This is a genomic window from Mycobacterium sp. 236(2023), from assembly GCF_029623955.1.
Taxonomy (GTDB): domain Bacteria; phylum Actinomycetota; class Actinomycetes; order Mycobacteriales; family Mycobacteriaceae; genus Mycobacterium.
The window spans coordinates 1-24,168 of the sequence record NZ_JARSBP010000017.1 but is presented as its reverse complement, the minus strand read 5'-3'; the positions used below and the strand labels follow the sequence as shown (position 1 = coordinate 24,168).

The window sequence follows — 24,168 nt, the reverse complement described above, 5'->3', positions numbered from 1 at the left end:
CATGACACGTGTCATCCAGTGGGCGACGGGCGTCACCGGCTCAATGTCTCTGCGCCATGTGATTAGTCGTCCGGATCTCGATCTGGTGGGCGTGCGGGTATACGACCCCGCAAAGTCGGGCGTCGACGCCGGAACGCTCTGCGGGCTCCCGGATACAGGTGTGGTCGTCACCGACGACCGCGAGGCTGTGCTGGCTCTGGACGCCGATGTCGTGCTCTTCATGGGGAAGGTCGAGACCGACACCCCCGGATGCTTCGCCGACGTCTGCGATCTTCTCGCCTCCGGTAAGGACGTCATCACCACCGGGAGCCGCTTCATTCATCCACGGTCGCTGGACAGCTCACTGGCCGACGGCATCGAAAAGGCCTGCGAGGTGGGGGGTTCGACGTTTCTCGGTCTCGGCCTCTATCCCGGCTTCATCGGAGAGGCTCTTGGCCCGATCCTGTCACGACTCACCGGGCGCACCGAGCGGATCGATGTTTGTGAAGTTCTGAACTACTCGACATACTCCAGTCACGATCTGATTTTCAACGCCATGGGATTCGGCTTCCCACCCGAGGACTCCACGCCTCTGCTGACGAACACCGAGTACGCGGCCGGCGCGTGGCTCGGCAGCGCGACTGTTCTCGCCCAGGCGCTCGGCCTGAAGATACGAAGCTTCCGGGGCTACCGGGAGGTCGCCACCACGCCGAGGGCCTTGACGGTGGCCGCCGGCGAGATCGCCGCGGGCACTGTGGGTGCGATGCGTTTCGGAGTGGTGGCCGACTGTGGCGACGTCACACTGTCTGTCGAACATCTCACGCGGATGGCCGACGACCTGGCGCCGGACTGGCCGACCGACATCGGTTACCAGGTGACGTTTTCCGGTGAGCCCAACCTTCGTTTTCACCTTGTGATCGGTTCTCAGGGCGAGGATCACGCCGAGCAGGGCTGCCTGGCGACGGCGATGCATGCGATCAACGCGATACCTACGGTCCTAGCCGCCGAACCGGGCCCCTACGACCTGTCCACCATCGCTCCGTTCGTGGCGCACTGGGCGGAACACCCATGACGCTGAACGTCATCGTGGTAGGTACCGGCGGCGTCGGCAGACACGCACTTCGTGCGGTGCTCGACAATCCGACGTATAACCTCGTCGGGGTCTGGGTGTCCTCAGATGCCAAGGCGGGCAGGGATGTCGGTGAACTGGCGGGCATCGATCGGGCGACTGGGATCGTCGCCACTACCGACCTCGACCAGCTGCTCGCAGACAAGCCGGACTGCGCAGTGTATGCGGCGATCGCGGACACACGAATGCTGGAAGCGTTGGACGATTACCGCAGAATCCTGCAGACCGGCGTGAATGTCGTTGGTACGGGCGGTACATTCCTGCAGAACCCGTGGGGTGTCGTGCCCAAGGAGCTCTTCAGGTCTGTCGAGGAGGCGGCGCTTGCGGGCGGAGCAAGCCTGTACGTCAACGGAATAGACCCCGGCTTCGCCAACGACATCGTGCCGTTCGCTCTGGCCGGCACGTGTCAGCAGGTCGAACAGATTCGCTGCATCGAGATCTGCGATTACTCGACGTATGACAGCGCACTCATCATGCGCGACCTGATGGGATTCGGTCGGCCACTCGACGACACCCCGATGATCGTCGCTCCCGGTGCGCTGACGATGGCGTGGGGCTCGGTGGTCAAACTGGGGGCAAGATGGCTCGGTGTTGAACTCGACGAGATCACCGAGAACTCGGTCCGGGTGCCGGCACCCGACGCCTTCGATACCGCGTGGGGACACATTGCCGAAGGCACCGCTGCCGCCCTGAGATTCGAAGTGGCCGGTCTCGTCGACGGCCGGCCTGTCGTCGTGGCAGAACATGTCACTCGCATGCGCGACGATCTGTGTCCCGATTGGCCGCGCCCTGCCACGGGCTTGTACACCTACCGCATCGAGATCACGGGGGAACCGTCGTATTCGATGGACTTCAACCTCAGTAGCCGCAACGGCGATCATGCGCACGCGGGCATGGTGGCTACAGCATCGCGAGTGGTCAACAACATACCGGCGGTGGTCGATGCGGCACCGGGCATCGTCACCACACTCGACCTCCCGCTGCCGTCCGGCAAGGGATTGTTCCGCCGCGCATGAACCACATCTCCTTCTCCGGACGGGTTGCGCTGGTCACCGGTGGCGGCCGGGGGCTGGGCTTGGCCTATTGCCGCGAATTGGCGCGCCGAGGTGCGGCGGTCGTGGTGCACGACAACGGGTCCGGAGTCGACGGGAGGGGTCACGATCCGGCTCCCGCCCACGAGGCCGCGGCGGCCATCGTGGCCGAAGGGGGACGCGCGACTGCCTGCGTCACTGACGCGAGCACCGAAGACGGCGGCTTGGAGGCGATCGATGTTGCCGTGTGCGAATACGGCCGCCTCGATGCGGTGATTGCCAACGCAGGGATCATCCATGCCGACGCGTTCGCCGACTGGCCGACGGATCGATTCGACGCTCTGTGGCCGCATCATGTGCTCGCAGCTTTTCACGTCGTCCGGCCGGCTTTTGCGGTGATGAAGCAGGCGGGCTACGGACGCGTCGTGTTCGTGTCGTCGGCCGCTGGCGTATTCGGGCAGCCGGGCTTGGCGGGGTATGCGACGGCCAAGACGGGGATGCTGGGGCTGATGAATGTTCTTGCGCTCGAAGGCGCGGAGTTCGGCATCACCGCGAATGCCATCATGCCCATGGCCGCAACGAGGATGGCGACGGCCCTGATGGCAGAGGCCGCAGAAACCGGGCGAGAGTTTCTCGAGACGCTGGGCGTGGAGCAGGTGGCTCCGGTCGTCGTCTACCTGGCCAGCGAAGAGTGCACCCGAACAAAACTGGTGCTCAGCGCATTTCGTGGACGGGTGGCTTCTTTGCAGATCGGTGTCACCCGTGGATGGAACAGCGAGAGCGGCGCGGTGAGCGCCGAGGACGTGGCGACGCACCTTGACGAGATCACCGACGCCGATGGTCTGCTGGTACCCGGATCGATCTTTGATGAGATGGCATACCTTCCGTGAGCCCGGTAGCCGCGGTCGCCGTCACACTGCGATCGGCGCGCTGTGCCTGAGGTACATCGCGTCCAGGAAGGCCGCGGCGGCAAGGCGCGCCGGCCCGGTTCGGGCCCCGTCGAACAGATCGAAGGCATGCTGAGCGCCGGGAAGCTCCAGATATCCGACGGGCGAATGTGATTGAGTGCGCAGTCGATCCACAAAGTCGCGGGCCTGCGCCACCGGGATGATGCTGTCCGACGATCCGTGGACGACAAAGAACGGCGGGGCGGTCGAATTGATCCGCGCCATGGGGGATGCTGACCGGAACACTCCCGGGTGAGAAGCTTGCGTCTTCTTCACGACGAGATGTTCCAGAAACCCCATGAACTGGTCGCGTTCGACGGTCGACCGGTCTTCCCAGTCGTATCTGCCGTAGAACGACACCACGGCATCGATTCCGGCGTCCGCGCAGCCCGATTCGACTCCGAAGTCGTCGTCTTCATGGATCAACGCTGCCAACGCTGCAAGATGCCCGCCGGCAGAGGCGCCGGCGACAGCGACAAAACCGGGATCGCCACCATGGGTGGGTGCGTTTGCCCGCACCCACGCCACGGCGGCCTTGACGTCCATGATGTGACGGGGCCATTGGTGTCGGGGTGAGGTGCGGTAATCGATGGCATAGCACACCCATCCGCGGGCCGCCATGAGCGAGAGCAGCGCATGCCCCTGGTGTCGGGCTTTGCCGTACAGCCAGGCGCCGCCGGGGATGAAGACCAAGACGGGGGCCGGCTTGAGCGGTGCGGTTGCAGAACGCCAGACATCGAGCACCTGCGCAGGATGGGGGCCATAGGAAACCGAAGAATGCAGGAGGAAGCGCTCGCGTTGTCGTGCCATGGCGACCACCGGAGGCGTCCGAGTGGCCGGTGGCCAGTTCTCGATACGAGGAATCATGCCGGCCAGCGATGCCTCGCACGCCTCAACGGTGTCCTCGTGGGAGTACGGAGCCGGACCAGAACGCTGATCGCCGTCGTCTCCGCTGGTGTGCTGCTGGAGGAACCCGGGGATTTGACGTGCCATCCACGCTCCCATGGCTGCAGCATCGGCAACGGGCTGCAGATGGCTGCCGATCATCGGTATCGATGTACATGCTCGACTGACAGCCCCGAGGTAGGCGACCGCGGCCCGTCCCAGCAGCTGGCCGGTAACAGAACAGAGCGTCATACGGGGCGGTTGTTCTGCTGTGTGGAACATTCAATCGACGGTACGCGGAAGTGGTCGAATCCTTCGGCATATCGCGGCATTCGAAACGAAGCCGGCACGTCTTCGGCGCAATCCGTTCTGTGGCAATCGCTTTGCCCTGAGTACATCGCGTCTCACGCGGGTAGACGGGGTTGTCGAGAGGTGCGAAGGAGAATGCTGTGACAACACCCGACCACGCCGAGAACACCGGTGACAACTTGCGGCATGCAGCGGAAGTGCAGAAAGAGGCGAAGGCTGATTCGACCACCGAACTGCCGCCCGAGGATGTTGCTCCGGAGGCGCCGTTGCCCGACTTCAATACGTGACGACCGGAGCCGGGCGCTACGGCAATGCGTCTCCGAACCCGGTGTAGCTGCGAATCAGCGGCAAGTCCGCCATTGTCGCGAATCCCGGCGGCGCGGCGCACACCGCGGGGACCGCATTGACGACTTGCATTGCCACCGCGATCAATCCGGCCCGGACGTGTTCCTCGACCGATGCTGCGCGGGTAAAGCTCGCGAGGCAGAAGAAGTGGGTGCGCATCGACGGATCGCCCTCGATGGTCAGCGTCCAGCCGTCGTCGGGTTTCGGCCAATGGCCCGGGTACTCACCACCGACTGTCCACAGTGTCTCGAACTCGATCAGAGGCTCGCCCTTGCGCAGTCCGGCGAAATTCCACCGCTGGCCCGCGGTGGTCCCTTGCGCGACCCGGTGGTCGAAGATCTTAAAGTCTTTGCCGGCCGGAACGGCTTCCACACTGACGGTGACATCGTCGATCGCGGCGTTCAAGGTGTCCGCGATGAACCACGTCTGTTCAGTGAACAGTCGGGTGTTGAACGACAGGAAGTCGTTCGCGGTGGGTGTTATCTGGTCAACCGGCCTACCGAACCACATTCCGTCGAAGGTGATGTCGGTGCTTTCCCACAATGACCAGTCCGCGCGTTCCTGCAGGGTCAGCTTGTCGATCTTGCGGCTCATACCGGATAAGGCGAGAGGCAGCACGCCCGACAGATTGCCTGGATTCAGACCACTCGCGTGGATGGTGCTCCTACCTTTCCCGCATGCCTCGGCGAGCCGTCGGCGGTCGTCGGCCGGTATGCGGCGCGGGTGGAACAGGAATGACACCGTTGCCACGTTCTTGCCGCTCTCCAACAGCGCGCAGACATCATCGAGGTCGGTGAACGACGGCGCATACAGCACGAGATCCGCGTCTGTCGCCAGAATCCGATCGACGTCGGTCGTGGCGGCCACCCCGATAGGGGAGCGGCCCACCAGTGTTCCGAGATCGACCCCGTCCTTACTCGGCGAGTACACCCGCGCCGCGACGTATTCGAGGTCTGGCCGGTGATCGAGGACGGCGGTCGCCATCTCGGTACCCACGGCTCCGGTGGCCCATTGAATCACTCGCAAAGGACCGGTACTGGCTGTCATGGCATCTCCTGGAATCGCAATGCCGGTCAGTCTATTGCCAGTGATAACGTGTGCTCTCAAATCAGGTTAATCTGGTTCTCATCTGCCTCGGGTTGATGCGTCGAAGGGAAGTGCCATGGAGGACGTCCTCGGTTACCAAGGCAAGAAAGTCGTCGTCACCGGTGCGGCGTCGGGTATGGGCGAAGCAGCAGCACGAATTCTGGTCGACCTCGGCGCAGAGGTGACCGCACTGGACATCAAGCCGACGACGGTGCCGGTAGCGCGTGCTCTGCAGATCGATCTGCGCGATCGCGCGAGCATCGACGAGGTGGCGGCCGAGATCCACGGACCTGTCGACGGACTCTTCAGCTGTGCAGGCCTGCCGGGTCCGCCGTTCAGCGAATGGGACACCATCCTCGTGAACTTCGTCGGCGCACGCCATCTCGCCGAGCAATTGGTGCCCAAGATGGGCGAAGGATCGGCGATCAGCGTGATTTCGTCATCGGCGGCGATCGGCTGGCAGGACCACATCAAAGTCATCACGACACTGCTGGAGACGGACGGATTCGATGCGGCGGTCGACTGGCTCAAAGCCAACGAGAAAAAGTGGTCGTGGAGCGGCTATGCCTACTCGAAATACATCATCGATGCCTGGGTGGGGTGGTGGTACCCAGAACTCGGACGTCAGGGCATCCGCATCAATTGCATCAACCCCGGGCCCACCGAGACGGCCATGATGCCCGCATTCCAGGATCTGATGGGCAAGGAGACGGTGGACGACGCCATCGGGCCGGTCGGGCGCTACTCGCGTGCCGAGGAGCAAGCCTGGCCGCTGGTCTGCCTGGGTAGCCCCCGACTGAGTTACGTCGGCGGCACGGTGCTGTGGACCGACGGCGGCTGGAACGGTGCGATGACGATGGGCCGCCACAATGCGCAGTGGGCCGACACCGCCGCAGACCAGATGGCGAAGAAGCGCTGAGCCGCAGCTCAGATGAAATCCGAACCACCGTCGACGTTGACCGTCGCTCCGGTGACGTAACCATTGCGCCTCGATGCCAGATACACGGTGACTGAGGCGATCTCCTCAGGAAGGCCTGCGCGGCCGATGTCGCAGGGGTGCCCGTAGGTGCGGTCCACCCACGCCATCACGTCGTGCGGATCCGCCGAATCGAATCCGTCGGCCGCCAACACATCCTTGAGGGTCTCGGTGAAGCTCGCGGTGACGATGGTCCCCGGGCACACACAGTTGACCAGGATGCCTTCTGGCCCAAGGCTCTTGGAGAGATTCTTGGTGAAGCTCGACAGCGCTGCCTTCGTGGCGGTGTAGGCGACCAGGCGTGGGCTCTGCCGCTGGATGGAGTGCGCCGACAACGTGACGATCCGGCCCCAGTGGGCAGCCCGAAGCATCGGCAAGGCTGCACGCACCGAGCGCACCGCCGACATCGTGCCGAGATCGAAGGCGGCCTGCCAATCTGCGTCGTCGAGTTCCTCGAAGGACCCCGCGTCCGGTCCGACGGTGTGCACGAGGATATTCAAGCTGCCCCATGCCTCGGCCACGGCGGCGTAGCCAGAGGCGATCGAATCGGCACTCGCCACGTCGACGCTAATCGGGAGCACTTCGGCGGCGCCCGCTGCCCGAATACGCCGTGCCGCGGACTCCAGTGCCTCGACGCCACGGGCCATGACGGCAACAGAGGCGCCTTCTGCGCCGAGGGTTTCGGCTATGGCCAGGCCCATGCCCTTGCTGCCCCCGGTAACTACGGCTTTGGCACCGGCTAGACCGAGATCCATCTCTATCGCCTTCCTTCGTTGGCCGTCACGGACTATTGCGGTGGCTTGGATGTCCGCGGTGCCAGGTGCACGATCTCAGTGATCACCGAGGGATTGGCGCGCGCCACGGCGATCAGCGACAACATGGCGTTCGCGACGTCGTCGACTGCGGACATCTCGGCAGGGATCTGGCCCTGGCGTGCCCATGCGCGGTACAGGTCGGCCAAGAGATCACGATCGGCCCCGCGCAGGATCTCGGTTCCCTCGGTGGGTCCGACGCTGACCCGGATCAACGCAAGCCCGGGATGCTCGGCGCGCCAGGACCGCAGGATTTCGTCCAGCGCGGCCTTGCTTGCGTGGTAGGCGGCCACGCCGACACGCGGACGGCCGACATCGTGGCTGGACGCGACGACCGTGACCGAGTTCTCGGAGAGGTACGGCAGCGCCGTGCGCAAGACGTGCGAGGCGCCGATGGCGTTCACGGTGTACGCGTGTAGCCACGTGGTGTAATCGGTCTCCTCGATGAGTGCGAAAGGAACTGCAGCGCTGGTGAACACGATCGCGTCGAGTTGTCCGAACTGTGCTCCGACCGCGTGTACGACCTTCTCGATGGCGCGCGGATCGGAGACGTCGAGCTCGTACGCCGATCCTTCGAGGTCGTCGGCGAGACGGGCTACCAGATCGATCCGCCTGGCTGCCAGAGCCACTTTCGCGCCTCGCGAGTGGGCGGCGCGCGCCAGGGCGTGTCCGATGCCCGACGACGCTCCGACGATGAGCATCCGGGTGCCCGCGATGTTGGAGTGGCGATCGCTCATACTCTGCTTGTCCTGCCTGGTTCTGCTTCTCCGACAATGTAATGCGTTGCGTCGATGATCGATCGAATGGTGCGTCGACATCGACCGCACTCCGAGCCCGCCCCGCAGGCCTGCGCGACCTGGTGGGAGGTCCGTGCGCCTGCGGCCACGGCATCCGAGACGGTTTCGTTCGTTACGCCGAGGCAGAGGCAGACGTACATCAGTACAGGCCCCGGCCGCTTGGCTTTGCGAAGCGCATGGGGGTCACCAACCGGCCGATGAACACCGGGGGATAGGCCCCGACTCCCGCCGACTCCAGCCACGTCGATGCGATGTCAGAACGCTGCGACCACAGCAGCGCCGACGCTTCGTCCTCGAGCTGCTGGAGGAACAGCACCTCGCGCGGGTTGTCGAAAGCCCGGTACACCAACGTCCGCCGGATGCCCGCTCGGCTGAAATCGTCGAGTGACTTGCGGACCCATGCCATGAACTCCTCGACATCCTCGACCGGCGTCACGGCGGCGACCACCAGGTCACTGCCTACGCGCGGCGGCTCGCCGATATCGAACCGTTCGACGGTCTCGCCCGCGAACACCGCAGGTAACTCTTCGACGCCAACGGCGTCGAACCACTCGAAGAAATACCGTGAGCGCAGCAAGTTCAGCAACGGTTGCTCAGTCCGGATTCCGATGACCACCAAAACCTTCCCCGGCTCCGGAATCGAGTCGTAAACGAACGCGTAGTGCGCGCCCATGTCGATGAGGCTCTCCTGATGGCGTTCCAGGACCGGTCCGACGCGGTCGGACTGCGGGATTCGGAATTCGACGGCGAAGACGTAGGTGCGAGACGGGGCGGCGCTGATCGGTCGTCCTCCTCGTCTGATTTCCAACCGGACTGTGACTGGCTGGTTTATGCTACAGCGATTCTCGCATATGAGAATTTATGTTCTCTCATCGGTGGAATGCGGTTTGGCCGAGCGGGAAGTCGAAGCGCCCTCGACGGCCGCCGAGAAGGGACGACATCAGTGACTGGCACAGTGCGCGCGGAACCATATTACGACCCGTTCGACTTCGAGATCGACGACGATCCATATCCGGTGTGGAAAACTCTGCGCGATTCAGCGCCGCTGTACCACAACGACAAATACGGGTTCTACGCGCTGAGTAGGTATTCAGACGTGGCGCGCGAGTTGGTCAATTGGCAGGACTACCGTTCGGGCCGGGGCACCGTCATCGAGGTGTTGCTCAACGGCATCGAAGTTCCGCCGGGCGTGATTCTGTTCGAGGATCCTCCGATTCACGATCTGCACCGTCGTCTGATGTCGGGTGTCTTCACGCCGCGCCGGATGGCGGCGATCGAGCCGCTGGCCCGCGAGTTCTGCCGCCGCGCTCTGGATCCGCTGACCGACGCGGATTCCTTCGATTTCATCGCCGATCTCGGAGCCTGGATGCCGATGCGGACCATCGGGCACGGGATTCACTTCTGTCTGGGCGCGGCGCTGGCCCGCGTGCAAGCCCGCGTCGCACTCGAGGAGGTGCTGACCCGGTGGCCGGACTGGGAGGTCGACTACGACAACGCCAGGCATGCCCACACCACGAGCGTGCGCGGCTGGGCAACCCTTCCCGTGCGGGTCCGATGACCAATACGGTGGATTCGCAATCGGAATCGTCGACGGGCGAGTCCGAGCAGTCACCGTGGCCGGCTCGGGTGGGGTGGTCGCTGTTTGCATCGGCCTACCTGGCGTTCGCAGTGGTGACGATCGCGACGCTTCAAACCGGCCTGCACGGCGACCCGACCAGAACCAACTCGAACCCCGGTCCCAAGCCTTACCCGCCGTTCCTGGGTTTTGACAACTGGCCGCTCGCCGTCGGACTCAGTTCGATCCCGATGGCCATCGGTCTTATCGGTGTGCTGATCTGGCTGTCGTGGCGGCAGCGCAAGGTGCACTGGGCGGTGATCATCGCCTTCGCCGGCCTCGTGACCGGGGCCCTCGATCCCTTGGCCAACTGGGCCACCTTCGCGATCTTCGACCCGCGAATGCTGCACTTCCCGCTGTCCTGGCCGTATGTCAACATCTCACCGAACCTCGAACCCGCATTGTCGTTCCTCGGTGGCTATGCGGCCTACTACTTGTTGAACGGGCTGGGGTTTCTGCAACTGCACGACCGGTTCCTCGACCCAGTCATGCGACGTGTGGACTGGCTGGCGCGCCATCGCCTGGTCGCAGTCTTCATGGGCGCCTTCCTCATCGCGATTCCCATCAACTTCGTCATTCAGACCACCTGGATGCGCGCGGGGATCTTCTTCTACACCGAGGCCGTCGGACCGGTCGTGCAACTCGGCCACATCCACTTCCCGCTGATCATGGCTGTGTACGACTCCTTCATCTTCGCCATGGTCGCCGTCATGTGCGTCCGCGATGACAGCGACGAACTCGTGCTGATCAATCGCATCGCGCGGCGGTTGCCCGGCAGGCGCGGGCGTCCCAGGGTGACGTTGACCCGTCAACTGCTCATCTCGGTGACGGTGGGTCTGGTGTCGTTCGCCGTGCCACTCGCGGTGCTGGCCGGGTTACGCGAAGCCGGCCTGTCCAGGCCCGCATATGACCAGAATCCGTACCCGGACGTCAAGGTGTACGACCCGTACGGCCACCTCGAAGAGGCGGGGAAACCGGGACCATTCTTCCGGTGAGGGAGCCATGATTCGAATCCGAATGGGACAGCGCCGATTCGGTGCATTGGAGCCGAACCTGTGACGGTCTTCGTGCTGCTGCACGGAGGGATGCACAATGCCTCGTGCTGGTCTGCCGTCGACGTCGAGCTGAGGCGGCACGGCCACCGGACCGCGGTGCCGGACCTGCCGGTCGACGACGACTCGGCGGGAGCGCTGCAGTGGGCGCGGGCGGCCGCCGCGGAGATAGACAACGTCATCGGTGATTCCCCGCAAGATATTGTGGCAGTGGCCCATTCGATCTCTGGCCTGTGCCTACCCGTGCTCGCCACACTGCGGCCGGTGCGCCGGATGGTCTTTGTCGGTGGTTTGCTGCCGGTACCGGGCCAATCCTTCGCCGAACACCTTGGAACGAACCCGGATGCGATCACGTTCCCCCAACCGGAAGGCGTCGGTACCGGGCCCTTCGGCCTGACATGGGAAGCGGTACGCGAGGGCTTCTATCATGATTGTCCGGAAGACATTGCCCGACAGGCATTTCAGGAGATGCGCCACCAGTCCTTCGCAGTGTTCGTGGAGCAGTGTCCGATTTCCGCCTGGCCGTCGACACCTTCGACATACTTCCTACTGCGTGACGATCGCGCAGTGGGTGCGGCGTGGGCACGGCGCAATGCCGTAAACCGCATCGGCGCCGATATCGTCGAAATCGAGGGTGGGCATTCACCGTTCTTCTCCCGCCCAGTCGAACTGGCGGCAGCGCTGGCGGAGTGGGAAGCGGAGGCCTCGGAAAATGAGTAGGGATCACCTCGCGGTACGTCTTCAACGACGCAGCAGTGGGGAAGAGGTAGCCGCCTACCTGCGCAACGAGATCATCTCGGGTCGCCTGTCCGCCGGTGAGCGCATCAATCAGGAAGAGATGGCAACGCGATTAGGTGTCAGCCGCATACCTGTTCGTGAAGCGATCGCGATTCTTGAGAATGAGGGCCGTGTCGAGACGGAACTGCACCGAGGTGCCCGTGTCCTTCCTGTCGACCCGGAATCGGTCACTGAGAACACTGAAGTCTTCGGGCTCATCTACGCCTATGTCGCACGGCGCGCAGCGGAGCGCGTGACGAACGAGCTCGACGCCACGCTGCTCGCGATCAGCGAAGAATTGACGTCCGCGGCGTCCAGCGATGAGGCGTGGCGTGCGGTCGGGCGCTACGTCGATGCCATCAGCGAAATTGCCGTGTCGGCTCGGATGAACCGAATACTGCGTCGCGTACGGGCGCTCGTCGAGGTCGAGGACATGAGCGCCGTGTCTCCAGCAGCGGTGGAGGCGACGAGAGTCGGAGTTCTCGAAACGATTGCGTTCATCCGTGCGGGAGACGGAGAGCGAGCGGCGTTGCAGCAGGCTGAAACTCAGAAGTTGGCCGCCGAGCACCTGGTAGCCGAGCTGCAAGAAAGCCGGCGACGGTAAGTGCAGCTGAGGCTCGCGATTCTCGGTGTTGACAAAATGGATACATTTGACATTATGCAGTGAGAATATTCGTTCTCACCAGCCGGGTCGGCCGGGTTCGGAAGAGCCGATTTCAAGGAGCCTTGATGTGGAGTGAGCTCGTCCGCCTGGCCTTCGCGTGGGGGGCGATGATCGGCATCGTCGGATTCTGGTACTGGCTTCTCGCGAACATAGGAACATTCTGACCATGCAGGACAATGCTTTTCGCTGGCGTGACCTCGATTTCGACATAGCACCGTCTCCTGCGAGGACGAAATGAATGAACAGGACAGGCGCCGTCGTCGAGCGCTGATTGTGTTTCAGGTCGTCATATACTCGGCACTCATCGCGATGTTTCTCGTCCAGGTGCAGATGTACTTCGCGAAGGGCTGGTGAGTGTCGTGAATGAGCCGATGCCGCGACCTCGGAGTTCAGCGACCAGCCTCGATGAGCATCACGACGAAAGCAAACGCGCTCAGCGCCAAGCGGATCGCTGGCTGATCGTGGGCACCGTGCTGATGGGCACCTTGGTCCTGGGTCCTGTCGGTCTGCCGATCTTCTGCAGGGGCGTCGTGCTGTTCCGGCGGGCCGCGCGTGCCGGATTGTCCGTCCGGCCGTTGATGGTCACGCTCATCGGCTACGTCATCATCCTCGACGCGGCCATCAACAGCATCGGATGGGGGCTCGACGTCTTTGCCAACCATGCTCTCGTCACGCGGACGATATTCACCGCGTGGGGGAACCTCATGGATGGAGGGTACTTCTGGCATTACAACGAATTGTGGATCGGCGGCGCGGGTGCGCCTGGTGAGAAGGCGTGGATCATCGTGTGCATCGTGGTCGTCTTCCCGATGCGCATCGCCGCGGCGATCGGTTTCCTGCAGATGAAGCGGTGGGGACACCAGTGGATGGTGGTCACCTGCTGGTTCGGTGTCATCGCCTGGTTGGGATACATCCTCAACATGACGATGTATGCCGATGTCCGCTATGCGGGGACGGCCTTCCCGGTGTTCGGCTGGTGGCTGTACAACATCTTCTACATCACGCCGTTCCTCGCTATTCCCTACCTGCACACAGTGAACCGCGAAATCTTCACCGACTGACCGTGGCGCCAATCGCCGATACGTGAGAAAGCAGATGCCGTGAGTGACTCGAACGCCGCTGTCTATGCGTCACCGAAAGAACTGCCCTTGGGGACGACTGCGCCGTTCGCACGGTTGCACACCTGGCTCAAGCGCGGTCTCTTCGTCTGTCTGTTCGGGCTGGTGATCGAAGGTGCGTTGACGGTGCCTGCTCTGGCGCTCTGGTACGGCTGGCCGACACTGTCACTTACCGAGATCTGCAGTGAGTTGATGAAGGTCAGGTATTCCGATGACTCCTTGGAGTGCCGACAGCCGTACCCGTTGAGCGGGCCGCCTTTCGGTGGTCCGCCGGAAGCAGCGGGTCAGCAGACGGCGGAGGACCGATGGGGTGTCCAACCGGTTCCGCTGTATCCGCGTGTCGGCTTCCGTGAGTTGGTGCGCATCCACGAGGAACGTGTGGCCGACGAGCCGTCACAACCGTGACGCCGCGTACGTGCTATCCCTGGGTCGCGCCCACATCCACAGACATCGCCGTCGCTGTGACGTACCGCGATTCGTCGGACGCCAGCCACGCGACGGCGCTTGCGATATCCTCCGGCATGGTGACAGCGTCAGGCAGGAATTGCTTGCTGAAGCCGTTGCGCAGCACCGGGTTCGAGGCCGATGCCTCGGCCATGGCGTCGAGCATCCTACCGGTCCCCATCGGTGTCGCGACGGATCCGGGATGAAGGCTGTTCACCCTTATCCGGTGCTTTCCGAGCTCCGCTGCGAACGCGCGCGCAAGGCCGACCACGGCGTGCTTGCTGGCTGTGTAGGCAATCATGAACGGCTCCATCGTGATTCCGGCGGCCGAGCCGATGAGAATAATCGAGCCGCCGCGTCCGCCGGCGATGATGTGCTTGGCGCCTGACATCACAGTGTTTCAGGTGCCGACCAGATTGATGTCGACGACCTCTTGGAAGTCAGTCGGGGTGACCTGGTCCCATGGTGCAGGAACACAGATGCCCGCGTTGGCGACGATCGCATCCAGTCGCCCGAGTCGGCCCACGGCGTCATCCACTGCGGCGCACAGACCCGCATGGTCACGGGTATCGACTGCGGCAGTGACGGCCTTCCGGCCATTGGCCCTCACTCGTTCAGCCGTCTCGTCCAGGTCTTCGGGAGTCGCTGAATCATAAGGTACGCAGGAGGGTAACGGTCCGGCGACGTCGACCAGGATCACATCGCAGCCATCGGCGCTCAATCGGTCGGCGTGGGCGCGGCCCTGACCGCGCGCGGCACCAGTGATGAGCGCGACCCTGCCGGTCAAGTCGGTCACACAGGTACGGTACAGCAACTCGTTCTTGGTGAGAACTACTATTGCGTGAAACGAGAACTGGCATTACCGGCCGCTGGTAGCGTCGGCCCGAGTGGCGCGAAGTCCCTGTGAAGAGACGAGGAACGATGGGCATCCTGGACGACAAGACCGCATTCATCCTGGGAGCGTCGGCAGGAATCGCGCAAGCAAGCGCCCGACTGCTCGCCGCCGACGGCGCGAAGCTGTTCTTGCTGGGGCGGTCGTCGAAAAGGCTCGACGCCACGCGCGATCGCATCATGGAGTGCGCACCAGGCGCTGAAATCCACGTGCACAAGGGCGATCCCGAGGACGAGGACACAGTGAAGAACGCCGCTCAGGCGGCATTCGACATCGCAGGCAGGCTCGATATCGTCGTCGGCACAGTGGCCACCGGGGGGACCGGACCGCTGGTACAGCAGGACCTGGCGACGTTCACCGGCCACGTCATGGGCAATCTGCGATCCAACTTTCTGGCCCTACGCTACGGCGCCCCCCTGATGACGAATGGTGGATCGATCGTGTTCGTCTCGTCGACGTCGGCGAAGATCCCGATGGAGGGGCTGGGACATTACTCGGCGGGCAAAGCGGCACTGGAGATGTTGATCAAGGTGGCGGCCTCAGAGCTTGGTGGGAAGGGCATTCGTGTCAACGCCGTGCGACCCGGATTGACCGAGGCGGCCACGACCCAGGGTTACATTCATCTCGAGGAACTGACGAGCAGCTTCCTTGAGCGTGTTCCCCTGGGACGACTAGGAGTATCGGATGACATCGCCCCGGCCATCCGCTATCTGGCGGGTCCTGAATCGAGTTGGATGACCGGGCAGAGCTTCGCAGTCGACGGCGGTAACGAGGTCCGCGGCGCGCCGCGCGGGCCGATGTTCACCGTGTAGTGGTGCGGGCGCGCTCTTCTCAGCTGAAATCGAGCGCACCGCGTGGCGCGGTGATGGGCAGGTCCAGGGAAGTCGCGATCCCCGGGGCGGCATCCACGACGTACGGGATGGCGTTGACGACCCGCATCGCGGTCGCCTCCATGGCGTTGGCGTTGGCCGACTCCGCGGTGTCCTCGGTCCCCAATCGAAGATCGCATTGCATGTGGGGCTGGCCCTCGATGATGAGACGGTAGGTCCCGTTGGGTGCGGTCGCCCACTCGGGTGCGAGATCGGGAGCCATGCGGTTGATGTGCTCGATGGTGATGACGGGATGGCCATCGACCATCCCCGTGGTTTCGGCCCGAACAGCACCGACCGTCCCTGCCGGAATGAGGCCGCATGCCACATTCAGGTCACGCGGGGTGAGCACTCGCTCGTATTTCTCGCTGACTCCGTCGAGTTCGGCGCCCAGTGCCTTGGCGACCAGTCCGATGGGCGGACCCCAGGCGAACTGTTGGGCGCCTTCGAGTTCCAGCAGTGGCGTGAAGTCAAGGGGTTGGCCGAAGCCCATCGCAGTGACCATCAGATCCCGGTTCGGGTATGCCGAATAATCGAAGATCTCCTGCGCGCGGATGGTTCTGATGGTGTTCGACAACGTCGTCAGCAGCACGGCGAATTGGTCGCCGGCGAAACCGGGCTCGATACCGGAGGTGTAGATGGTGACGCCGCCGGCCTCGGCAGCGGCGCGCACCTGGCTGGCGAGCTCGGGAATCCACCTGTCCGGGAACATCATTCCAGGAGTGTTTGTGGTCACCACGTTGAGGCCGCCGTTGAGCAGGCGCACATAGTCGCGCACCGCGGCGGCGTCCATCTCAGCGCTGGCGGCGCCGTAGAGAACGCAGTCGGGCTTCAACGCAACGATATCGTCGAGGTCGCCGGTCGTCGTGACGCCGATCGGACCTATGCCGACGATCTCACCCGCATCCCGCCCGACCTTCTCGGCGCTGTGCACCCACACACCGACGAGCTCGAGATGGGGACGGCGCACGATCGCACGGATCGACACACTGCTGATCCACCCCGTGGAAATGACAGCGATGCGTAGCGGCTTGTCAGTCATACAGTGGGCTCCTTCGTCTGTCACAGATCAGGGAGGGGAAGTTCGGAATTCGGGCCCTGCAGACCGCCATCGACCACGAAGACCGAACTGGTCGCATAGCAGTCCGGCGTCGACAGATACAGGGCAAGGCGACCGAGATCGGCGACATCGCCGACGCGGTGCAGCGGTGTGCGGGCCTTCAGCTGTTCCTCTGAACCGGGAATCAAGTCGAAGCTGGACTGCAGGCCGGTGGTCATGAACGCACCCAGGGCTATCGCATTGACACGGATCTTGGGGGAGAGTTCCTGCGCCATGGCTCGGGTCATTGCCTCGAGACCGCCCTTGGCCACACTGTAGGGCAGTAGTCCGCGGATGCCGAAGCGACCTGCGCCAGAGGAGATGTTGACGATGGAGCCACGTCCCACGTTCAACATGTGCGGCACCGCGAGCTGGCTCATGGTGAAGGCCGACGTGACGCAGTAGTCGAACGTGCTCCGCAGGTTGTCCTCGGAGAGGCCCAGAAAGGGTCCATAGGTGGCGAACCCGACGTTGTTGATCAAGATGTCGATCCGGCCGAACTCGTCGACCGCGGTGCGGATCACGCGCTCGCTGTCTTCTCGAACGAGTGCATCGGCGGTGAGCGCCAGGCCTCTGCCGCCCGCTGCCTCGATATCGGCGATCGTCTGATCGACTTCGGATGTCGTCCGCGCGGTCCCGACGACCGTCGCGCCCGCCTCCGCGAGCACCTTGGCGATGCCCTCGCCGACGCCGCGGCCGGCGCCGGTCACGATGGCGACCTGGTTCTCGAGACGGAACTGCTCCAGAGCCACGGCGTACCTCTCCAATGGGGAAGCCAAGCGAATTATTTCGTCAATCTAACTCAATGAAAATAGGTATTTGCGCAAATCGAGAATCCCCGGCATCGTCGAACGAGCGGCCGACTTCGTTGACGACCGCCAAGCTTTCCTACGGACACTCGGACGCGGTCTGACGCCGCGCCAGCCATCCGGTCAGCACTGCCGCCAGATCCGACTTCTTCACCTTGCCCGTCGCGGTGAAAGGGAGATCCTGTTTGGCGACGATCCAGATGAACTTGGGCACCTTGTACGCCGAGAGCTGGGCTCGAACCTGTGTGCGCAACTCGTCGCCGTCGACAGTAGCCTCGCCGCGCGAAACGACCGCGGCCGCAACCACCGTGCCGTTCTCGCCGTCGTCGACGCCGACGACGTACGCCTCGAGAACTCCGGCGCAATTGGTCAGTGCCAGTTCGACTTCAGACGGTGTGACGTTGGTACCCCCGCTCGTCTTGATCAGATCGCCGAGCCTTCCTGTGAACATGATCCAGCCGTCATCGCTGCGTACGCCGCAGTCGCCGGTGCGGTAGTACCCGTCGGGGGTGAAGACGTCTTCGCGTTCACGCTTGTAGAGGCGTTGCATCAGCGAGTACCCGCGCACCCAGATCTCACCGTCTGTGCCCTCGGGAACTTCTTCTCCGGTGTCCGGATCCACCAGTATGTGTTCGAGGCCCTCGATCGAGAAGCCGCCGGTCTGCGAGCGTTCGGCAGGCTGCGCGAGGTAGGGGTCGACTCCGATGTGGTTACCGCAGAGTTCCGTCATGCCCAGCGCGTTCGGTCCCGGGGGCCGACGGTCCGCAGCAACCATCGCGGGCATGCTGGTCCTCTGCACTGAGCTCACGTCCCGTCGGCCGAAGTCGGGATGCTCGGCCAATGTCTTTCCCTGCTGCGGCCAGCCGAGCGTGATCGTGGCGCGGTGCTTCTCGATGAGCTCCAGCGCTTCGGCAGGATCGAATGCCGGTTGGGTGATCAGGGTGGCCCCGTGGTGGATCACTGCGTGCAGGCCGGTGATGAGGCCGCCCACCCAGAAGAACGGCATCGCTGTGAACATGACCGTGTCACCGGTGATGCCGTAATGCGCGGTGAGATTGTAGGTGTGCCGAATCAAGGTGCCCTGGCTGTGCACGGGCGCCTTGGGATTGCCGGTGCTGCCCGAGGTGTAGATGATCAGCGCATCGTCGGCCGGCGTCACACAGGATTCGACACCGACGAGGAAGTCCGTGTCGATCGCCGACGGTTGGTCGTCGGTGATCGACGTGCACCATGGTCGATCGCAGTCGCCCCATATCGCGACAGTTCGTAGGTAAGGCGCCGACTTCACGAAGGTTCGCTCGGCGTCGCTCTGATCGGCCAGGCCGGGTATCGCCTCCTCGAGCAGGCCGACAAAGTCCTGATTACGGAACTTCGGCGACGCCAGAACCACCCGAAGGTCGGCATGCCGGGCAGTCCACGCCAATTCTGAAGCTTTGTAGAAAGTGTTCAGCGGCACCGCGACCGCGCCCATGCGCGTGATCGCGAACCAAGCCACCGCCCATTCGATGCTGTTCGGCATCAGTATCCCGACATGGTCACCCTTACCCACACCCCTGGACAGCAGAGTCGCGGCCACATTCCCGGAGCGCCGATCGAGATCGACGTAACTGAGCTCGTGGCCACCGGCAATCAAGAATGGCTTGTCGCCGAACCGCGCTGCGCTCGACCTCACCAGCGCGGGGACGGTCGGTGTAATTGTCGGGATCGGCATAGGTACCGACTCTACCGAATATGAGAATCAAGGTTCTCGTATCGCGCCAGTGCCCATTACACTGTTCGCGTGGACGCTGCCGAGAGTCGGACTGTGACCGATCGGCTGGGTCGCGTCGAAGCGGCGCTCGAGCTGAGTCAGTTGCCCAGCCGGTACGCCATGGCGCTGGACGCTCGTGACGTTGATGCGTTGGTGGGCCTCTTCGTCGATGACGTCGAGGCGGGATCGCAAGGCCGCGGCAGGGATGCTCTGAGGCGCTGGTACGACGGCGTTCTGCGGCGTTTCTATCGAAGCATTCATCTCATCGGCGGACACCAGTTCGAGTTGCTCGATGCCGACCACGCCACCGGCTCGGTGTACTGCCGCGCCGAACACGAGGACGGCACGGGTTGGTATGTCATCACCATGCGATACGACGACGTCTATGAGCGCCGCGAGGGGAGTTGGTATTTCGTGCGGCGCCGGGAACACCCGTGGTACTCGGTAGACGTGACCGAACGGCCCGGTCCCGATTTCATCCGTTGGCCCGCGGATGTGCAACTGCGCGCGGCCATGCCGCACCGAATGGAGTCCTGGCGTCGCTTCTGGGAGGAAGGGGATCCGGCGCTGCCCGCGCGCCTGTCAGCGAAACCGTGAATGGCGCGCTTGCGAACAGTGCGCAGTGTTCGCGATCATCATCAATCTATTGGAGGACGTCATTTCCACAGACAAAGTGCTCAGCGGAGTACGCGTGCTCGAAGTTGCCGCTTGGACATTCGTTCCTTCGGCCGGCGCCGTGCTCGCCGAATGGGGTGCCGAGGTCATCAAGGTCGAGCCGCGAGACGGCGGCGATCCGCAGCGCGGTCTGGTCACCATGGGCATCGTGGATGCGGGTGGGAATTCGGTCAACTACATGATTGAGATCCCCAATCGAGGCAAGAAATCGATTGGCGTCGACCTGAGCACCTCGGGAGGCCAGGAGGTCGTCAGGGAGCTTGCGAAAAGTTGCGACGTCTTCCTCACGAGCTATCTGCCGCACCGGCGAAAGAAGATGGGCATCGACGTAGACGACATCCGCGAGGTCAACCCGAGCGTCGTGTATGTCCGGGGGTCGGGGCACGGACCCAAGGGGCCTGACGCCGACAAGGCGGGCTACGACGGGGTTTCGTACTGGGCGCGCGGAGGAATCGCAACGGTGCTCACCGAGGAGCATGACGAACTCGTGCGGTCCCGCCCGGCCTTCGGCGACCTGCTCGGCGGTATGACGATTGCCGGCGGCATCGCCGCGGCGCTGTACAAAAAGGCGAGAACGGGGGAGGGCTCGGTGGTCGACGTGTCGCTCCTGGGTCTGGCCGCATGGAATCTCAGCCCCGATGTCGCGGTGAGTCAAATTCACGGCGGTGGCGCGATTCCCAAGTACGGACACGCCGACGCACCGAACCCGTTGGTCGGTACGTATCGTACGAAGGACGGCCGCTTCGTGCAGTTGATGATGCTGCAACTGGACCGGTTCTATCCGGAAGCTATGCACGCTCTGGATGTTCCGGAGTTGATCGACGATTCGCGGTTCTCGGATCCGGCCTCCCGTTACGAGAATCGTGTGGCCCTGATCGCCATTCTCGACGATGTGTTCGCGCAGCGGACGCTGGCTGAGTGGCGGCAGGCGCTGGCCGGCTTGACGGGCGCTTGGTCGGCAGTTCAGACACCTGGCGAGCTCTGCGCTGATCCTGCTGTCACCGCCAATGGTTATGTGGCTCAAACGACGACGATGAACGGAACGCCATATGCGCTGCCCACCAATCCAGTTCAGTTCGACGAGCGGCGTGTGGTGCCGCCGGGGGCGCCAGAACACGGCCAGCATACTGAGGAAGTACTGATGGATGCCGGCATCAGTTGGGAAGCGATCGAGAGATACAAGGAAGCGGGAGCCATCCTGTGAGTATCGAACAGGAGATTGGAGGTGCTCCTCTCGAGTTCGACCCGTTCTCCGAGGAGTTCTTCGCCGGCGCGTACCCAACTTTTCGCCGGCTGCGTGACGAAAAGCCCGTCTACTACAACGCGAAGTGGGATTTCTGGGCGCTGTCACGCTATGACGATGTCGCGCCGGCGACCAAGGACCACGAGACGTACTCGTCGGCCAAAGGTGCCACCCTCGATGTGGTGAAGGCTCATGACGACGCCATCCCGCCCCCGAAGGTGATCATTTCGATGGACCCGCCCGAGCATCAGAAGATGCGCAAGTTGGTCAGCAGCGTATTCACGCCACGTGCGATCGCGGCGCTCGAAGATATGGTGCGCGAAAAGGTACATGACCGGATCGGCGCGATCGATCCATCGTCGTTCGATGTTGTGGCGGACTTTTCGGCACTCTTCCCGAACGAGGTCATCACCACGATGTTGGGGGTGCCGGAACAGGATCGCCACCAGATTCGACTCTGGCTGGACCTGCTCCTGGAGCGACATCCCGGTGAGATCGCTGTTCCTCGTGAAGGATTCGAGGCGTCGATGAACACCGGGATCTACTACTACAAACTCATTCAGCAGCGACGTGAGAAGCCTGAGGACGACATGATCAGCCGGCTCATCGAGACGGAGATCGAGCGTGACGGGCAAATCGACACGTTGACCGATGTCGACATCGCGGGCTTCGCGACGCTCCTCGGTGGAGCCGGCGCGGAGACGGTGACAAAGCTGATCGGCAACGCCATTGTGGCGTTCGCAGACTTCCCCGAACAATGGCAGAGTCTGCGGCAGGATCGCAGCAAGATTCCCGCCGCCATCGAGGAGCTGCTGCGGTACGAAGCGCCGTCCCAGTACCAGGTACGTACCACGACGCGGGATGTCACGGTGCACGGCGTCACGATTCCGGCAGACAGCGCCGTGCTGCTGCTCACCGCGTCGGCGACGCGCGATGAGCGAATGTTCCCCGATCCGGACCGGCTGGACATCGACCGGGAGCGCAAAATGGGATTCAATTTGGCGTTCGGCTACGGCGTACACAGTTGCCTCGGGGCAGCGCTGGCGCGGATGGAGAGTCGCATCGCTTTGGACGCGCTGCTCGACGTCCTGCCGGACTACGAGGTCGACCGGGCCGGCCTGAGGCGGGTGGCCATGTCCAATGTCGCCGGCTGGTCCAACGTACCCGTCAGGCGGCGCGGCTGACGCGATCGCTGTCAGGCCGGGGCAAGCAGCGGAGCGGCGATGTCGATGCGGTGAGAGCCGCTGTAGAACGCTTCCTTCTGTGTGCACGGCATTTCCAAGCCGACCGCCTTCATCGCCGCCGCTTTGAAGGCGAGTGCCGCAAGGCTGAGGTTGTGTTCGACTATGCCTACGCCGGGTTCTAAATCTCGCGGCCAATGGGCGCCCCAGAGGGCGACTTCTGTGCCGCCCTTCCTGGCGGCCATCTGGAAGAGTCGGCGAGTTTTCCGATCGGTGTCGTACAGCGATCCGGCGATGGCAATGCAGTCGGCTTGACTCGTCCGGTCGATATCGCGTTGCAGCACAACAGTCCTGACACCGAGGATGCGGAACGCGCGGTCGTCGACGTGGTCAGGCAGGTGGACAGCGACGTCCCAACCCGCAGCCGCGCGGTCGAAGATGAAGCCTCCGGCCGAGGCGACCGTATCTCGCGTTTCGGACGTAAGCACCATGAGCCGGTGTTTACTTCCGCGACCGCGGCTCGCGTCTCCGGCGGCCGGCTGATCACCATCGGTTTCGGTCGGAAGGTAAGCCGCAGCCATAGGTTTCCATCGCTTGTCTGTCGGGGTTGAGATGCCATACGCTGAATGAAAATCATTCAATTCATTATTGAGAATAGCCATATCCGAGATGGAGCGCCACAACTGATGTGGCTGGTGCGATGGAGAGGTTCGAGCATGGTGATCCAGTCAGGTTCACGTCTCCAGAGTCAGGTATGCGCCACCCAGGTGATCGTGGTGAAGGCCGCCGAGGGTCGGGCGGGCTTGCGTTGCGGCGGTGCGGTCATGGTGGCGCTGGACGCGACGAAGGACGGGGAGCTCACCTTGGATCCCGCATTAAGCGCCGGGACGCTGATAGGCAAGCGCTACATCGACGATACCGGTTGTGAGGTCTTGGTCACCAAGGCCGGCGAGGGCACTCTGACCCTCGGCGCCACGCCGTTGCTCCTCAAAGAGGCCAAGCCATTGCCCGCGAGCGATTAACGACGCTTCGAACGGCGGTCGCCGAAGCCGGCTACGACGTATCGCTTGACGAACTCGGCGACCGAGTCGTCGTCCTGTGAATCGAAGTAGGGCGACGGAGTGGTGAAGAGCGAGAACAGCATTCGGGCGAACCACTCTGTCGCAGTGGGAACATCGAGGTCATTGCGAACCTCACCTGTGACGCGTGCAGCGGCGACATAGGGGGCGAGGAACTCGGCGCATTCCCGCAGAAGTGTGGCCGCGTTCTTGGTGAGCATCAGGTTCACTTCTTCGGGATCGAAGTACACCTCGGGCTCGACGACACGACGGGCCTGGGCGACGAACACTGCAGCTCGCACCAGCCGGTCCTCGAGCGTGCTGCCGCCGTATCTGTCGATGGCGGTGGCCATGTTCCGGTAGAAACGCTGTGAGGCGGCTTCGGCGCATGCCTCGACAATCGTCTCCTTGTCCCGGAAGTATTCGTAGAACGTGCTCCGGGAGACGTCAGCCGTCCTGGCGATGTCGACGATGGTGGTCTTTGCCAGGCCGCGTGTGCGGAAGCAAGCGAATGCCGCCGAGATGATCGCCTCTCGGGTGTCGGCGGCGGTCGCTTGCGTCATGCGGAGAGGCTAGCTGAGAGGCGCCAGGATGAGTCCACTGGTGGGCACGCCTGTTCCCGACGT

The 24,168-nt window shown here is 63.4% G+C and carries 27 protein-coding genes and 1 pseudogene; 16 read left to right on the top strand and 12 right to left on the bottom strand.

Annotated features, from left to right (window positions below):
• Position 1 precedes the first annotated feature (1 nt).
• From P9A17_RS32880 to P9A17_RS32870, 3 genes are read left to right on the top strand one after another with little or no spacing between them, the layout of a single operon-like run.
• A complete protein-coding gene (locus tag P9A17_RS32880) occupies positions 2–1,051 on the top strand; it encodes a dihydrodipicolinate reductase (RefSeq protein WP_278043003.1) in 1,050 nt (349 codons plus the stop codon).
• Positions 1,048–2,124: a diacylglycerol kinase gene (locus tag P9A17_RS32875; protein ID WP_278043002.1), complete on the top strand. Its 1,077-nt coding sequence runs from the start codon at positions 1,048–1,050 to the stop codon at positions 2,122–2,124. The genes P9A17_RS32880 and P9A17_RS32875 overlap by 4 nt, the downstream gene beginning before the upstream one ends.
• Positions 2,121–3,029 carry an SDR family NAD(P)-dependent oxidoreductase gene (locus P9A17_RS32870; RefSeq protein WP_278043001.1) on the top strand — a complete coding sequence of 303 codons (909 nt, stop codon included), beginning with the start codon at positions 2,121–2,123 and terminating at the stop codon, positions 3,027–3,029. Before P9A17_RS32875 ends, P9A17_RS32870 begins: the two co-directional genes overlap by 4 nt.
• A gap of 21 nt (positions 3,030–3,050) precedes the next feature.
• Here P9A17_RS32870 and P9A17_RS32865 read toward each other — a convergent pair whose 3' ends face one another.
• On the bottom strand, positions 3,051–4,079 hold the full coding sequence (locus P9A17_RS32865) for an alpha/beta hydrolase (protein WP_278043000.1): 1,029 nt from the start codon (positions 4,077–4,079) through the stop codon (positions 3,051–3,053).
• Between the two features lie 341 nt (positions 4,080–4,420).
• On the opposite strand from P9A17_RS32865, the gene P9A17_RS32860 reads away from it, so the two are divergent.
• Entirely contained in the window at positions 4,421–4,567 is a 147-nt protein-coding gene (locus P9A17_RS32860; RefSeq protein WP_278042999.1) for a hypothetical protein, read from the top strand.
• Between the two features lie 16 nt (positions 4,568–4,583).
• Here P9A17_RS32860 and P9A17_RS32855 read toward each other — a convergent pair whose 3' ends face one another.
• Positions 4,584–5,672 carry a dihydrodipicolinate reductase gene (locus tag P9A17_RS32855; protein WP_278042998.1) on the bottom strand — a complete coding sequence of 363 codons (1,089 nt, stop codon included), beginning with the start codon at positions 5,670–5,672 and terminating at the stop codon, positions 4,584–4,586.
• Between the two features lie 115 nt (positions 5,673–5,787).
• Between P9A17_RS32855 and P9A17_RS32850 the strand changes: the two genes are divergently transcribed.
• A complete protein-coding gene (locus tag P9A17_RS32850; protein ID WP_278042997.1) occupies positions 5,788–6,630 on the top strand; it encodes an SDR family oxidoreductase in 843 nt (280 codons plus the stop codon).
• Between the two features lie 8 nt (positions 6,631–6,638).
• On the opposite strand, the gene P9A17_RS32845 is transcribed toward P9A17_RS32850, so the two are convergent.
• Genes P9A17_RS32845 through P9A17_RS32830 form a run of 4 tightly spaced genes read right to left on the bottom strand, consistent with a single transcriptional unit; the run spans position 6,639 to position 9,104 of the window.
• Complete coding sequence (locus P9A17_RS32845) at positions 6,639–7,442, bottom strand: SDR family oxidoreductase (protein WP_278042996.1); 804 nt, start codon at positions 7,440–7,442, stop codon at positions 6,639–6,641.
• Between the two features lie 32 nt (positions 7,443–7,474).
• Positions 7,475–8,236, bottom strand: a complete 762-nt coding sequence (locus tag P9A17_RS32840) for an SDR family oxidoreductase (protein ID WP_278042995.1) — start codon at positions 8,234–8,236, stop codon at positions 7,475–7,477.
• Positions 8,233–8,436, bottom strand: a complete 204-nt coding sequence (locus P9A17_RS32835; protein ID WP_278042994.1) for a (2Fe-2S)-binding protein — start codon at positions 8,434–8,436, stop codon at positions 8,233–8,235. Before P9A17_RS32835 ends, P9A17_RS32840 begins: the two co-directional genes overlap by 4 nt.
• On the bottom strand, positions 8,436–9,104 hold the full coding sequence (locus P9A17_RS32830; protein WP_278042993.1) for a fatty-acid--CoA ligase: 669 nt from the start codon (positions 9,102–9,104) through the stop codon (positions 8,436–8,438). Before P9A17_RS32830 ends, P9A17_RS32835 begins: the two co-directional genes overlap by 1 nt.
• 147 nt (positions 9,105–9,251) lie before the next feature.
• On the opposite strand from P9A17_RS32830, the gene P9A17_RS32825 reads away from it, so the two are divergent.
• The 6 genes from P9A17_RS32825 to P9A17_RS32800 all read left to right on the top strand — a co-directional run bounded on the left by P9A17_RS32825 (position 9,252) and on the right by P9A17_RS32800 (position 13,927).
• Positions 9,252–9,854, top strand: a complete 603-nt coding sequence (locus P9A17_RS32825; RefSeq protein WP_278042992.1) for a hypothetical protein — start codon at positions 9,252–9,254, stop codon at positions 9,852–9,854.
• A complete protein-coding gene (locus P9A17_RS32820; protein WP_278042990.1) occupies positions 9,851–10,906 on the top strand; it encodes a spirocyclase AveC family protein in 1,056 nt (351 codons plus the stop codon). Before P9A17_RS32825 ends, P9A17_RS32820 begins: the two co-directional genes overlap by 4 nt.
• Positions 10,907–10,966: 60 nt before the next feature.
• Positions 10,967–11,683, top strand: coding sequence for an alpha/beta hydrolase (locus P9A17_RS32815; protein ID WP_278042989.1), 717 nt, complete (start codon positions 10,967–10,969; stop codon positions 11,681–11,683).
• Entirely contained in the window at positions 11,676–12,344 is a 669-nt protein-coding gene (locus tag P9A17_RS32810) for a GntR family transcriptional regulator (protein WP_278042988.1), read from the top strand. The genes P9A17_RS32815 and P9A17_RS32810 overlap by 8 nt, the downstream gene beginning before the upstream one ends.
• A 431-nt stretch (positions 12,345–12,775) precedes the next feature.
• On the top strand, positions 12,776–13,465 hold the full coding sequence (locus P9A17_RS32805) for a hypothetical protein (RefSeq protein WP_278043017.1): 690 nt from the start codon (positions 12,776–12,778) through the stop codon (positions 13,463–13,465).
• A gap of 39 nt (positions 13,466–13,504) precedes the next feature.
• Positions 13,505–13,927 carry a hypothetical protein gene (locus P9A17_RS32800; protein WP_278042987.1) on the top strand — a complete coding sequence of 141 codons (423 nt, stop codon included), beginning with the start codon at positions 13,505–13,507 and terminating at the stop codon, positions 13,925–13,927.
• 13 nt (positions 13,928–13,940) lie between these two features.
• Here P9A17_RS32800 and P9A17_RS32795 read toward each other — a convergent pair.
• Positions 13,941–14,762, bottom strand: a pseudogene (locus P9A17_RS32795) (mycofactocin-coupled SDR family oxidoreductase).
• Between the two features lie 125 nt (positions 14,763–14,887).
• Here P9A17_RS32795 and P9A17_RS32790 point away from each other — a divergent pair.
• Entirely contained in the window at positions 14,888–15,670 is a 783-nt protein-coding gene (locus tag P9A17_RS32790; protein WP_278042986.1) for an SDR family oxidoreductase, read from the top strand.
• A 19-nt stretch (positions 15,671–15,689) separates the two neighbouring features.
• Here P9A17_RS32790 and P9A17_RS32785 read toward each other — a convergent pair whose 3' ends face one another.
• The 3 genes from P9A17_RS32785 to P9A17_RS32775 all read right to left on the bottom strand — a co-directional run bounded on the left by P9A17_RS32785 (position 15,690) and on the right by P9A17_RS32775 (position 19,346).
• Complete coding sequence (locus P9A17_RS32785) at positions 15,690–16,724, bottom strand: dihydrodipicolinate reductase (RefSeq protein ID WP_278043016.1); 1,035 nt, start codon at positions 16,722–16,724, stop codon at positions 15,690–15,692.
• Positions 16,725–16,789: 65 nt separating this feature from the next.
• On the bottom strand, positions 16,790–17,578 hold the full coding sequence (locus P9A17_RS32780) for an SDR family oxidoreductase (RefSeq protein WP_278042985.1): 789 nt from the start codon (positions 17,576–17,578) through the stop codon (positions 16,790–16,792).
• A gap of 136 nt (positions 17,579–17,714) precedes the next feature.
• On the bottom strand, positions 17,715–19,346 hold the full coding sequence (locus P9A17_RS32775) for a class I adenylate-forming enzyme family protein (RefSeq protein ID WP_278042984.1): 1,632 nt from the start codon (positions 19,344–19,346) through the stop codon (positions 17,715–17,717).
• A 105-nt stretch (positions 19,347–19,451) separates the two neighbouring features.
• On the opposite strand from P9A17_RS32775, the gene P9A17_RS32770 reads away from it, so the two are divergent.
• From P9A17_RS32770 to P9A17_RS32760, 3 genes are read left to right on the top strand one after another with little or no spacing between them, the layout of a single operon-like run.
• Positions 19,452–19,982: a nuclear transport factor 2 family protein gene (locus P9A17_RS32770; RefSeq protein WP_347403874.1), complete on the top strand. Its 531-nt coding sequence runs from the start codon at positions 19,452–19,454 to the stop codon at positions 19,980–19,982.
• A gap of 49 nt (positions 19,983–20,031) precedes the next feature.
• Complete coding sequence (locus tag P9A17_RS32765) at positions 20,032–21,264, top strand: CoA transferase (RefSeq protein ID WP_278043015.1); 1,233 nt, start codon at positions 20,032–20,034, stop codon at positions 21,262–21,264.
• Complete coding sequence (locus P9A17_RS32760) at positions 21,261–22,487, top strand: cytochrome P450 (RefSeq protein ID WP_278042982.1); 1,227 nt, start codon at positions 21,261–21,263, stop codon at positions 22,485–22,487. The genes P9A17_RS32765 and P9A17_RS32760 overlap by 4 nt, the downstream gene beginning before the upstream one ends.
• Before the next feature lie 11 nt (positions 22,488–22,498).
• On the opposite strand, the gene P9A17_RS32755 is transcribed toward P9A17_RS32760, so the two are convergent.
• Positions 22,499–23,146 (bottom strand): hypothetical protein, encoded by a 648-nt coding sequence (locus tag P9A17_RS32755; RefSeq protein WP_278042981.1) that lies wholly within the window; start codon positions 23,144–23,146, stop codon positions 22,499–22,501.
• A gap of 57 nt (positions 23,147–23,203) precedes the next feature.
• Between P9A17_RS32755 and P9A17_RS32750 the strand changes: the two genes are divergently transcribed.
• Positions 23,204–23,506, top strand: a complete 303-nt coding sequence (locus P9A17_RS32750) for a hypothetical protein (RefSeq protein WP_278043014.1) — start codon at positions 23,204–23,206, stop codon at positions 23,504–23,506.
• Here P9A17_RS32750 and P9A17_RS32745 read toward each other — a convergent pair.
• Positions 23,503–24,105 (bottom strand): TetR/AcrR family transcriptional regulator, encoded by a 603-nt coding sequence (locus P9A17_RS32745; protein WP_278042980.1) that lies wholly within the window; start codon positions 24,103–24,105, stop codon positions 23,503–23,505. The genes P9A17_RS32750 and P9A17_RS32745 overlap by 4 nt on opposite strands.
• Between the last annotated feature and the right edge of the window lie 63 nt (positions 24,106–24,168).

What these genes read in the sequence shown, in the direction of transcription:
- P9A17_RS32880 (WP_278043003.1), top strand. Translation starts at nt 2, where the DNA reads ATGACACGTGTCATCCAGTGGGCGACGGGCGTCACCGGCTCAATGTCT.
- P9A17_RS32875 (WP_278043002.1), top strand. Translation starts at nt 1,048, where the DNA reads ATGACGCTGAACGTCATCGTGGTAGGTACCGGCGGCGTCGGCAGACAC.
- P9A17_RS32870 (WP_278043001.1), top strand. Translation starts at nt 2,121, where the DNA reads ATGAACCACATCTCCTTCTCCGGACGGGTTGCGCTGGTCACCGGTGGC.
- P9A17_RS32865 (WP_278043000.1), bottom strand. Translation starts at nt 4,079, where the DNA reads ATGGCACGTCAAATCCCCGGGTTCCTCCAGCAGCACACCAGCGGAGAC.
- P9A17_RS32855 (WP_278042998.1), bottom strand. Translation starts at nt 5,672, where the DNA reads ATGACAGCCAGTACCGGTCCTTTGCGAGTGATTCAATGGGCCACCGGA.
- P9A17_RS32850 (WP_278042997.1), top strand. Translation starts at nt 5,788, where the DNA reads ATGGAGGACGTCCTCGGTTACCAAGGCAAGAAAGTCGTCGTCACCGGT.
- P9A17_RS32845 (WP_278042996.1), bottom strand. Translation starts at nt 7,442, where the DNA reads ATGGATCTCGGTCTAGCCGGTGCCAAAGCCGTAGTTACCGGGGGCAGC.
- P9A17_RS32840 (WP_278042995.1), bottom strand. Translation starts at nt 8,236, where the DNA reads ATGAGCGATCGCCACTCCAACATCGCGGGCACCCGGATGCTCATCGTC.
- P9A17_RS32835 (WP_278042994.1), bottom strand. Translation starts at nt 8,436, where the DNA reads ATGTACGTCTGCCTCTGCCTCGGCGTAACGAACGAAACCGTCTCGGAT.
- P9A17_RS32820 (WP_278042990.1), top strand. Translation starts at nt 9,851, where the DNA reads ATGACCAATACGGTGGATTCGCAATCGGAATCGTCGACGGGCGAGTCC.
- P9A17_RS32810 (WP_278042988.1), top strand. Translation starts at nt 11,676, where the DNA reads ATGAGTAGGGATCACCTCGCGGTACGTCTTCAACGACGCAGCAGTGGG.
- P9A17_RS32805 (WP_278043017.1), top strand. Translation starts at nt 12,776, where the DNA reads ATGCCGCGACCTCGGAGTTCAGCGACCAGCCTCGATGAGCATCACGAC.
- P9A17_RS32790 (WP_278042986.1), top strand. Translation starts at nt 14,888, where the DNA reads ATGGGCATCCTGGACGACAAGACCGCATTCATCCTGGGAGCGTCGGCA.
- P9A17_RS32775 (WP_278042984.1), bottom strand. Translation starts at nt 19,346, where the DNA reads ATGCCGATCCCGACAATTACACCGACCGTCCCCGCGCTGGTGAGGTCG.
- P9A17_RS32755 (WP_278042981.1), bottom strand. Translation starts at nt 23,146, where the DNA reads ATGGCTATTCTCAATAATGAATTGAATGATTTTCATTCAGCGTATGGC.
- P9A17_RS32745 (WP_278042980.1), bottom strand. Translation starts at nt 24,105, where the DNA reads ATGACGCAAGCGACCGCCGCCGACACCCGAGAGGCGATCATCTCGGCG.